This window comes from Pseudoalteromonas sp. OF7H-1, from assembly GCF_022347825.1.
In the GTDB taxonomy this organism is placed as follows: domain Bacteria; phylum Pseudomonadota; class Gammaproteobacteria; order Enterobacterales; family Alteromonadaceae; genus Pseudoalteromonas; species Pseudoalteromonas maricaloris.
This window is the reverse complement of record NZ_JAKRFX010000009.1, coordinates 230,135-241,145: the sequence shown is the minus strand read 5'-3', so window position 1 is coordinate 241,145 and position 11,011 is coordinate 230,135. Positions and strand designations below refer to the sequence as shown.

9 protein-coding genes are annotated in these 11,011 nt (G+C 45.2%); 3 read left to right on the top strand and 6 right to left on the bottom strand.

What is annotated here, in order from left to right; genetic code table 11:
• From MHN30_RS13530 to MHN30_RS13520, 3 genes are all read left to right on the top strand, one after another.
• Nucleotides 1–311: hypothetical protein (locus MHN30_RS13530; RefSeq protein WP_239359961.1), on the top strand; the 311-nt coding region annotated here is incomplete at its 5' end.
• A 141-nt stretch (nucleotides 312–452) separates the two neighbouring features.
• Nucleotides 453–2,576: a tetratricopeptide repeat protein gene (locus MHN30_RS13525; RefSeq protein ID WP_239359960.1), complete on the top strand. Its 2,124-nt coding sequence runs from the start codon at nucleotides 453–455 to the stop codon at nucleotides 2,574–2,576.
• A gap of 213 nt (nucleotides 2,577–2,789) precedes the next feature.
• The gene (locus tag MHN30_RS13520; RefSeq protein WP_130163737.1) at nucleotides 2,790–3,653 is read left to right on the top strand and encodes an AraC family transcriptional regulator; all 864 of its coding nucleotides are present in this window, start codon (nucleotides 2,790–2,792) and stop codon (nucleotides 3,651–3,653) included.
• 954 nt (nucleotides 3,654–4,607) lie between these two features.
• Here the strand turns inward: MHN30_RS13520 and MHN30_RS13515 are convergent.
• From MHN30_RS13515 to MHN30_RS13490, 6 genes are all read right to left on the bottom strand, one after another.
• Complete coding sequence (locus tag MHN30_RS13515) at nucleotides 4,608–5,465, bottom strand: sugar phosphate isomerase/epimerase (RefSeq protein WP_239359959.1); 858 nt, start codon at nucleotides 5,463–5,465, stop codon at nucleotides 4,608–4,610.
• 74 nt (nucleotides 5,466–5,539) lie between these two features.
• Nucleotides 5,540–6,289, bottom strand: coding sequence for a gluconate 2-dehydrogenase subunit 3 family protein (locus MHN30_RS13510; RefSeq protein WP_130163739.1), 750 nt, complete (start codon nucleotides 6,287–6,289; stop codon nucleotides 5,540–5,542).
• On the bottom strand, nucleotides 6,289–7,968 hold the full coding sequence (locus MHN30_RS13505) for a GMC family oxidoreductase (protein ID WP_239359958.1): 1,680 nt from the start codon (nucleotides 7,966–7,968) through the stop codon (nucleotides 6,289–6,291). The genes MHN30_RS13510 and MHN30_RS13505 overlap by 1 nt, the downstream gene beginning before the upstream one ends.
• Nucleotides 7,969–7,970: 2 nt before the next feature.
• Nucleotides 7,971–8,666: a DUF1080 domain-containing protein gene (locus tag MHN30_RS13500; RefSeq protein ID WP_130163740.1), complete on the bottom strand. Its 696-nt coding sequence runs from the start codon at nucleotides 8,664–8,666 to the stop codon at nucleotides 7,971–7,973.
• A gap of 53 nt (nucleotides 8,667–8,719) precedes the next feature.
• Complete coding sequence (locus MHN30_RS13495) at nucleotides 8,720–9,937, bottom strand: MFS transporter (protein WP_130163741.1); 1,218 nt, start codon at nucleotides 9,935–9,937, stop codon at nucleotides 8,720–8,722.
• Between the two features lie 14 nt (nucleotides 9,938–9,951).
• On the bottom strand, nucleotides 9,952–11,007 hold the full coding sequence (locus MHN30_RS13490) for a sugar phosphate isomerase/epimerase (protein ID WP_239359957.1): 1,056 nt from the start codon (nucleotides 11,005–11,007) through the stop codon (nucleotides 9,952–9,954).
• Nucleotides 11,008–11,011 lie beyond the last annotated feature (4 nt).

The window sequence follows — 11,011 nt, the reverse complement described above, 5'->3', positions numbered from 1 at the left end:
AGAAGGCACAAGGGCGCGAATACATCAAAGAGGCCGAGGTAGCACCTCATCAAGAGCCCGGATATAAGCACGCAATCACACCAATAATGCTAAAAATGGCTTGTACAATTGGAGGAGTCCATATAAGTGGCTTTACGCCACGATTTTACGTAGGTCGCCGTTTATGGCTACACATAACTTTGGTGCTGATACAAAAGAAATTTGTTCTTAGCCCTAGCCTAACGAAGCGAAGTATCAATAACAAGATTTCCAAATTTGAGGTGGGTGTCAGAGATTTCTTCGATTTTCACGCTTGCGCCCAAACCGTGTGAAAGCATTCCCTCTTAGTACAGGCAACCTACACTTACTGATTAAAATCTATTCCATTGTCAGTCATTACAAAATATCGTCTAATAAGAGCATTCAGCCCCAATCATGTGTTTACGGGGTTAAGCAGTTTAAAAGGAATATTGATGTTAGAACAGAACCCCGAATTAACCCCAGAGACTCAAGTTCTGATTGAAAAAGCTCAAAGTGGAGATGCAGATGCTCAGTGCAATCTGGGTGTTATGTATGAATATGGTCAAGGCGTCGCGCAAAGCGATGAGAAAGCGGTTGAGTATTATCGGTTGGCCGCAGAGCAGGGAAATGCGCGTGGTCAGCGTAACTTGGGTGTTATGTATAGACAAGGAAAAGGCGTCGCGCAAAGCGATGAGAAAGCGGTTGAATATTTCCAGTTGGCCGCAGAGCAGGGAGATGCAGATGCTCAGTGCAATCTGGGTGTTATGTATGAATATGGTCAAGGCGTAGCGCAAAGCGATGAGAAAGCAGTTGAGTATTACCGGTTGGCTGCAGAGCAGGGAGATGCGCGCGGTCAGTGCTACTTGGGTGTTATGTATAGTCAAGGAAAAGGCGTCGCGCAAAGTGATGAGAAAGCGGTTGAGTATTACCAGCAGGCCGCAGGGCAAGGAGATGCGCGCGGTCAGTGCAACTTGGGTGTTATGTATGATTATGGTCAAGGCGTCGCGCAAAGTAATGAGAAAGCGGTTAAGTATTACCACTTGGCTGCAGAGCAGGGAGATGCAGATGCTCAGTGCTCTTTGGGTGTTATGTATGAATATGCTCAAGGCGTCGCGCAAAGTGATGAGAAAGCGGTTGAGTATTACCGGTTGGCCGCAGAGCAGGGAGATGCGCTCGCTCAGTGCAACCTAGGCAATATGTATAGGCAAGGAAAAGGCGTCGCGCAAAGTGATGAGAAAGCGGTTGAATATTACCAGCTGGCCGCTGAGCAGGGAGATGCAGATGCTCAGTGCAACTTGGGTGTTATGTATGATTATGGTCAAGGCGTCGCGCAAAGTGATGAGAAAGCGGTTGAGTATTACCGGTTGGCCGCAGAGCAGGGAAATGCGCTCGCTCAGTGCAACCTAGGCAATATGTATAGGCAAGGAAAAGGCGTAGCGCAAAGTGATGAGAAAGCGGTTAAGTATTTTCAGTTGGCTGCGGAGCAAGAAAACGCTCGGGCTATATTTATTCTGGCCTATTGCTACTTTCGGGGAAAAGGGGTCACTCAAAGTTTTACAGAGACCAAAGTTCTGTGTGAACAAGTGTTCAAAGACCCTCTACTCAGCTTTGAAGCCTATGAGCTCCACGATAGAGCAGAGCGTTTTGAACAATCAAAGTCAATTAGCGCTTTAAGAGAGGAGATACTCTCTCATTTGAAAGTCAGTAAAAATGGTACGATGACTCACTATACCGCTTTCGACGTTGGCCAAGCAATTTTGTTAGAAAAAAGCCCTTTTAGGCTGGGTCACATTAATGCAGTAAATGATCCTAATGAGGGAAAATTACTCTGGCAGGAATTAGGTTACGAGCCGGAAGAGGGTAACCCTGTGTTTATTGGTTGTTTTTTGCCCGACAGCGACAGCCTGAACATGTGGCGCTTTTACAGTAAAAACCACTTAAATGACGATGCCTGCGGCTGCGCCATTACCTATAATACAGAGCGCTTTTTTGATTATCGTTTAATGAAAGATCAGAGCAACCACACTGAGCAAGAGCCACGAGTGCCCTCATTTGCCAATACCGGGCAGTCTCCTCAGGAAAGTGCAGCTTTTTACCGGGTTGTTTATCTAAAGGATAATTTTAAGATACTGGGTCAGGGTGCCAAAAAGCTGCAAGCTGACTTTAAAAAGCTTAAAAAAGAAGCTGATAAATTTGTTGGTAATAAACCCACATCTGAAAAGTTACAAACACTTGCCTGGCTACTCGGCCCGCTGCCTTATCTCCTAAAAGATGCCAACTACAAGGATGAGCAGGAACACAGGGTGATAGTCACGCATCTGGACTATGGCGCAAAAGAAATAAAGAGTGAAGATCCCGACTTTGCAAATGGCAAAGCACCGCGCTTATATCTGGAGCTGCACAGAGACGATCATCTGACTCCGATTGAGTACGTTACGCTTGGCCCCAAAGCGCCGAACAAAGAGATGATGGCACCGTACTGGAGACACCAGTTGGCCAGCAAGTTTGAATCGCAGCTGAAAAGACGCAAGGATAAACCTCTGAATATTAACCCCTCGCGCTGCGCTTATAAGTAGTGCGAGGCATCCTCTAGGCTTATAGTCGGGCGTTTAGCGCGCTCGACCACCAGCTGGCGCGATTAAATAGTAAAATAAGTGACACCCCTCGCTATTTCCATCTTTGTGGATGGATATTTCCTCATTCTCTCTTACATCGAGCAATTTCAATCAAGTATCTTGCTTTTGATATGATTAAGCTTGTCTGCAGTTCTACTAACACATAGGCGCTTTATGCAAAGCAATCTTTTACAGCAGCGTATTTCGCTCGTTTGCGATTATATCAATCAACATTTAGATGATGAATTAACGGTGAGTTTGCTTAGTGATGTTGCTGCTTTATCTAAATTTCATTTTCATCGTGTATTTGTGGCTTTTTTGGGCGTGAATGTGGGTAAGTATATTTTGCTGGCGCGATTAAAGCGGGCGTCTTTTCGCCTAGCATTTGAGCGCGATATTAAAATTATTGATATTGCACTCGAAGCAAAGTTTGATAGTGCTGAGGCCTTCTCTCGAGCTTTTAAACGTACTTTTGAACAAAGCCCTTCACAGTTTAGACAAGCTGCAAATTGGCCTAGTTGGTATGACGTTTTTAATTTTTCACCACAAAATTTAGGAGTGCAGACAATGCAGGTCGATATTATTAACTTTGAACAGACTCAAATTGCTTTTTTAGAGCACAAAGGGTCAGCAAAACAGATATTTGAAAGTGCAGGCAAGTTTATCGCTTGGCGACAAAATAGCGGACTTTCACCAATTAATACGAGTCGAACATTTGGCATGCCAAATGGCGACCCAGAAACTATGGCTGAAGACGCATTTCGTTTTAAATTGTGTGGCTCAGTAAACACTGAAGTACCAGATAACGCGTTTGGCGTCGAAAATGGTGTTATTCCACAAATGCGTTGCGCCAAGGTAAGGCATTTAGGGAGTCACGACAATATGGAGCAAACTATACGCTGGTTGTATCAAAACTGGCTAGCAGACAGTGGCGAATTGCCAAATGCGCATTGCTGCTTTTTTGAATATCATAATTTTGTGCATCAAGTGGATGAGTGCGACTTGATCACCGATATTTACCTGCCATTGCAAAATTGATGATAACGTTACTTGGTTTGCATTTATGGCTAATGTATCTGCCTATACGCAAGTTACTAATATTTGTTTGCTTTGCTATAGCAATCATTGTTGCTCTAGCGAAGCAAGTTCTCAGCGCTGCAAGCCGAGTCTGAGCATTTATTATCAAGACTAACCAACCTTCCGTTTAGCTTTGACACTTTACGCAGTAATCTTACGTAGGTCGCCATTTATGGCGACAAATAACCTTGCGACATATGAAGTTGAGCATGTTTTAATGCGATAACTAAACACTATGTGTACTTAACGAGCCAACAGAAGACCCGGATAGATCACCCTTCGCATATAGCAAGTGATTTGTGTGTTGAAATTGTAACCTTTGACTGATAAGTTACTAAAATTATTAAATAAAGCTAGTTTGATAATTGTCGTTTTTTACTTAAAAATAAGTGAGATACTCGAGCGTTCAAGCTAATGGGCTGTTATTTTCCTAAGGAAGTTCATTATCAGCAAACTACTAGAGAGAGTATTAATTCCGTTTGTTGGGGTTCTACTTTTGTTTTGCTTTAGTTGGTTTTTATTATATGAAAAGCCACTTTATGCATTAGGTTTTGGTGGCGTATTTGTATTGTTTTGTGCCGAACATGTTTTCAATTTTTTTAGTCGAATAAAGGTACATGGTATTCAAAAACTATCAGGTACAGTATTTCAAAGGCCTATATCGCTATTGCTGTCAGTTTCTATTTTGCTTTGCTTATATTTTGTATTCGGTAAATAACAAGCTGTTTATGAAGTGGACGTCTAAAGCTTGGCTAGCGCTCATTCTTCGCTAGTGTAGTCAAGCTTAACCCGTCACATAATAGGGCGTTTACCATTTCCCACTCTCGCATCATTCAACAGTCAAGTTCGATCGAGCCCCCGCGATCAAACCTGACAGCGATAATTAACTATTTCGGATAAACATATTCCCGCTTGTTATTCACTCAGTATCTTATCTAAATTCGCTTTTGAGCGGGCGACGCTTTCTAGTGGTGTTAGGCCACTTGGGTATTCTTCTTGTTCGATTACCAGCCACTGTGTGCCGCCGTGTTGCTGCATGGTTTGGATGAGTGCTTTCCAAGGGTAGTGGTTTTCGCCAATGATTGGGCTTTTGTCATCTCCTTGGTGAGTACGTATTTTGATATGTGTCGATACGGTTCTTCCTGCATATCGCTTAACATAATCGCTGGGTGATTTACCTGCGTAAATCACCCAGCCGACATCGAGCTGCAGTGGGAAGTCGCTAGGGGTGTTGGAGGCGATATAATCCCAAAACGTGCTATTAGCGTATGGGTTAAATTCCTTTTCATGATTATGAAATCCGATCTTCATATCATAACGTTTGGCAATTTGGTGCACTTGGTTAAGCTGTTTTACAAATGCTTTCACTTGGTTTTTATCCCATGCTCTTTCATCCCAAGGAATAAAGAGCGTGGATACGCCTAAGGTTTTGTAAAAGAGTAGGGTGCTTGCTAGTTTTTCTTCGGCCAATGCGTCAAAGCCGATGTGGGCGCTGCTCGCAACTAAGCCGAGCTCTGCTAGTCTTTGTTTTAATTTGCTTGGGTTTTTGGCATAGTTGCCAAAGTTTCCCGCAAATTCAACGCCATCAAATCCCATGTTGGCGAGCGCTTGCAAGGTGCCATCAAAGTCTCTTGCTAATTCATCTTTTACCGACCACAGTTGAACGCTAATTGGTAACGACTGATAAGATGCCTGCGCGTATAGCGGCAGCGCGATAATAAAAGCAATGAACAGCATTACTTGTTTAAACAATACGATTTTTTTAAACATCATTTCTTCCTAAAACTAAAAAAGCAGAGTCTAACTCTGCTTCGCTTGGGATTAGTCATAACAAAATGACTCAAGGGTTAGTCGCGGTACGCATACTGGCTTAGCCCAAGCTCTTCGAGTACGCCATCTAGATGCGCCTTGGCTTCGGCAGTAGGCCCTGGATAATCACCTGCAATTGGCACATTGCCCAGATAACCTATGTCTTGACAGCCCTCAGGTGTGCAGAAGTAAGCGCCGAGAACGAGATCTTTAAAGCGCAAGAATGCTTTACCTATACGCTGAAATTGCTCTGGTGTTTGTGCATTAAAATAAGCAATATCATCCATAATCTTACTTTGCTGCGTTGCGCTAAGTTGTATAAATGGCTTTTTAAAGCGCAAAGTCGACTCATCGTCAATCCAAGCAAGCGCATGGAGTATTGTCACTCTGTCTTTTTGTTGTCCGTGATACGGTGCGCTTACCCATTCATCGATCACACTCGGTACTTGTACTTCAGAAGCCGATGGATGATTTCCTTCCTTTGGCACAATAAAATCAGCTAGTACTGCAACTAACGTGAGCTGCGCTTCGGTGAGGGTGAGCGGCCAAGGTGATTCTGGCGGCATGATCATGTTTGGATCGGTGCCATACCCTTGAGCGCTTACTGGCTTTATTTCAATATCTGGCCAGTGCCCAGCTGCAGCCGTTTCACCTTCAATGGCCTTACTGCAACCAGCGGTGAGTGTCACCGCAGATCCCGCAGCAAGCAAGCCTAACCACTTTAATGACTCGCGACGTGTCATGCCTGAAATATATTTATAAGAATCAACGCGATCAGGTGTATTCATCACAGCGCTCCTTTATCAATTTGTGCTGCCAACCAGGTGGAGTTTCGCATCGCTAAGGTCATAATGGTTAAGGTGCAATTTTTATGGGGGTTAGACGCAAAGACGCCGGCATCCATCACAAATAGATTGTCACAGTCCCATGTTTGGCCCCACTGATTCGTTACCGATTCTTTTGCTGAGCTGCCCATTCTCGTCGTGCCGACCTCATGAATGATCTCACCGCCTTTTGAAATGGCTTTTTCCGCAGGCGGTAGCTCGCCGACTTTGGCACCCATGTTCTCAAGGATCTGCTTAGCGGTTTTGAGACCATGCTCGATTTGCTTGAGCTCTCTGTCAGACCATTTGAAATGGAACTTAGCAACTGGGATCCCCCATTTATCTTTGACGTTTTCGTCAATTTCCATGTAAGAATTTTTGTTCGGTAGCATTTCTCCACGCAGTGCAAATCCAACATAGGAGCCATAAGCGTCACGCACTTGCTGCTTTAATTTGGGGCCATAACCTTGTTTATTGCCAGACACGCCAGAGCCCGGTTGATTAAAGCCGCTGCTAATTTCAAAGTGATAGCCGCGTGGGAAATTAAGCTCACCTTTCTCATGGGCTTTGTGTCCCCACCAGGGAATAAAAAGGTGGTTCCCGGTATGGCCGTCTTCGTTATAACGTGGGCGGCCTTTTAACGCAGGGATTTGTGCACCAAGCCAAGCGCCGGTAGAATCCATTAGATTGCGACCTACCTGACCACTTGAGTTTGCAAGTCCCTTGGGATGTTTTGCATGTTTAGAATTAAGCAAAATACGGGCAGATTCACAGGCGCTGGCCGCCAAAATCACCACATCTGCATTGAGTGCATGTTCTTGCACAGATTTTTTATCGACGTAAGTCACACCAGTTACTTTGCCATCTTCATTCACCGCGACCGACTTCACCATGGCATCGGTGATCACTTCAAGGTTTCCTGTCGCTTTAGCCATAGGAATAAGCGAAGTTGTGGTTTGGAATGCCGCACCAATTGAGCAACCATGGCCACAAGGTGTGGCGTAAAAACACGCTAAGCGGTCGTCTTTATTACGAGTCAGCACAGCTCTGTGCATTGGAACCGCTGGGATCCCCATTTTCTTTGCGGCAGCAGCAACCAATAATTCGGGTACTCTTGGTGTTGGTGGTGGCTGTAACACGCCAGGCGCAGAAGGGGGCATGTCATCCAAGCCAGTATTGGTACCACAGATCCCAACTATTTCTTCTGTTTTGTCATACCAAGGCGCAATGTCTTGATATTCAAACGGCCAATCAGCGCCATGTCCATCACGGCTTTTGCCCTTAAAGTCGTGTTCACTAAAACGCAGCGAGTAGCGACCCCAGTGATTGGTTCGGCCACCGAGCATACGTGCACGCCACCAATAAAAATCGGTGTTTTCAGCGCGCGTGTATGGTTCATCTGGTACTTGCCAACCGCCATCAATTGTCGCGTCGTAAAAACCAAAGTTCTTATCCTTATTGCCAGCGCCCATGAGTGGGGCTTCGCTATTACGGCGGAACATTGGGCTTTCTGTTTTTGGGTCGTAATTTCTGCCAGCTTCTAACAATAAAACTTTATGACCTAGCTTAGTGAGTGTATAAGCGGCCATTGCGCCACCGGCACCTGAGCCAACGACCAATACTTTATGATCAAATGTTGCCATAGTTATAGCTCCTTGATCTTAATGTTTTTGAACCAGACTTTGTCGCCGTGATCTTGCAGGCCGATGTGGCCTTTTTTACTTTCAGCAAACCCTTGCCATGTCGCAAATTTACTATTCTTAACCAAAGCATTCCAAGTGGTGCTGCCAATCACGATACTCGTCGTGCTTACCCCATTTTGCCAAACTTGTAGGTGGCTATCTTGTAGCTTAATGCGAACTTGGTTCCAAACTTCAGCAGGTTTATGTGCCGTACTTGGCGCTGCGAACAGGTCATAAATAGAACCTGCAAGGTGAGAGTCTATTTTATTGTCTGGGTGTTCTTTGTTATCTAGAATTTGGATTTCTGGGGCGTGGGAGTATATAGCTCCACCTTTTTCATCCGCCAATACAAAAATCCCACTGTTGCCTTTTTTAGAAATCTTCCAATCGAGCTGGAGCTCAAAATTCTGATACTGTTTTTTGGTCAGAATATCGCCGCCACCACCTTGGGTAAGTGTCATCGCGCCGTCCTCAACTTGCCACTGGCTATTTAGGCCGTCACTTTTAAAGTTGCGCCATTGCGACATATCTTTGCCATCGAATAGCAGTTGCCATCCAGCTTGTTGTTCTTGCTGGCTCAATTGGTTGTCAGTTGTACTAGCGCAAGCCGCACAACTAACGGCTAATGCCAGCGTTAGTATTTTTATAGAGTTGAGCATATTGGAACCTCGTCTGTTCACTTTTTACTTGTTGCTACTTAATACAAAGGGTATTACGCGTATTTCTCAACGCGTTTATTTTTATTGATATAAAGGTAAAGGCCGATAAAAGCGGCAATGAGAATGGCCGGGAATAACAGAATATTTTCAAGCACCGCTTGACCTGCAACTAGTTCTGATTGCTGCGCGGTTAAGTTTGCTGCTTGGGCTTCGAGTCGCGCCGAATCAATCCAACTACCAATTACTGGATTCCACATGCTGACAGCGAACATCCCCGCACCGCCCATTAAAGACATACCAAGTGCGCCTGTTTTTGGGGTGTATTCAGCAACGCAGCCCAGCATGGTTGGCCAAAAATAAGTGACACCCAAGGCAAATAATATTGCAGCCAAGTAGATTGCTGACCCTTGTGCTTGGCTCATCATGAAAATCCCCGCGGTTGCTAATACTGCAGAGCCGAGTAACACGCCTGTTGGGTTAAAGCGATGGACTATGGGGCCGGCAAAGAAGCGACCTAATGCCATCAAGCCTGTGATCAGTGCGAGGATCATCATAGGAGAGGCGCCTGACGCTCCCAGTATGCGTTCAATCCACTGCTGTGTACCAAGTTCAGTTGTTGCTGTTAAGGTCATACAGCAAATTAAAAATAGGTAGAGCGGAGAAAACAGGTGCTTGAGATTGCTGGTGGTAGAATGATCTGCGCGGTCAAATTCAGGAAACTGTGACTTAACCATCATCGCTCCATAAATCAGCGTTGGAATTAATATCAAAGCAACTTGCCATTGCCAATTAAAGCCCGATGCAGTCATGGCATTCGATGCCAGAGCACCAATCACAATGCCGCCTGGAAACCAGACATGGAATCGGTTGAGCATGGTCGTGGTGTTTTTCGGATACATTTCGGCAATCAGTGGATTACAGCCAGCTTCCACTGAACCATTCGCAAAGCCGATTAAAAACGTCGAGATCAGCAGTAACCAAAAACCGTCAGCGGTAATGGTTAAAACCAACCCTGCAAAGTGGCAAATAAAGGCGAGGGCAACTAACTTTTTGGCGCCAATGGCGTTGTAGATTGCGCCACCTAACATGGTTGCGACGGGAAAGCCCAGAAATGCCATGGCGTTAACCCAACCAAGTTCTGTATCTGAGAGTCCAAACTGCTCACCTAATTGCCCCAAAATTCCTGCGCGAATAGCGAACGTCATTGATGTGACGACCAGTGCAAGGCAACAGAGCTGAAACACGGTCCGATTATGATTATTATTATTCATGGTCGTAGTCCTGTTTATTTTATGCCGAGGATTTGATTATTGCGTTCGGTATCGGTGCTACTTCCTGCAAAATCATCGAAGGCTTTTTCGGTTGGTCTTATCAAGTGCTGTTTGATAAATTCGGCACCTTCTTTGGCCCCATCTTCAGGGTGCTTAATACAGCATTCCCATTCCAACACAGCCCAACCATCAAAACCGTACTGTGTTAACTTACTAAATATTTTCTTAAAGTCGACCTGTCCGTCACCTAATGAACGAAACCGTCCTGGCCGTTGTTGCCACCCTTGGTATCCGCCGTAAACACCGCAGCGGCCATTGGGGATAAATTCGGCATCTTTTACATGGAACGCTTTGATACGTTCATGATAGATGTCGATAAACGCTAAGTAGTCCAATTGCTGTAAGACAAAGTGACTTGGATCGTAAAGAATATTGGCTCGCGGGTGATTATTCGTCGCTGCTAAAAAGCGCTCAAAAGTCACGCCATCGTGAAGATCTTCACCCGGATGAAGCTCATAGCACACATCCACGCCAACCTCGTCAAAGCGGTTTAAAATAGGCAACCAGCGTTTTGCGAGTTCCTCAAACCCTTGTTCCACTAAGCCATTTGGACGTTGTGGCCACGGGTAAAAGGTATGCCAGAGCAAGGCGCCAGAAAAGCTTGCGTGACTGGTTAGCCCAAGCTTAGCGCTGGCACTGGCTGCTAGCATTAGTTGCTCTGTGGCCCACTCCATTCGAGCCTGAGGAGAGCCATGCACTTTTGCTGGTGCAAAACCATCAAACATTTGGTCATAAGCTGGATGCACCGCCACTAATTGACCCTGCAAATGGGTTGATAGCTCTGAAATAGTAAGGCCATGCTCTGCGGCAATACCAGTGATCTCGTCGCAATAATCTTGGCTTTCAGCGGCTTTTTGCAGATTGAACAGTCGCTGTTCCCAACTTGGTAGCTGAATACCTTTATAACCTAGGCTACTTGCCCACTGGCAAATACTATTAAAATTGTTAAATGGCGCCTCGTCCGAGACAAACTGCGCGAGAAAAATAGCGGGTCCTTTAATTTGCTTCATTCTT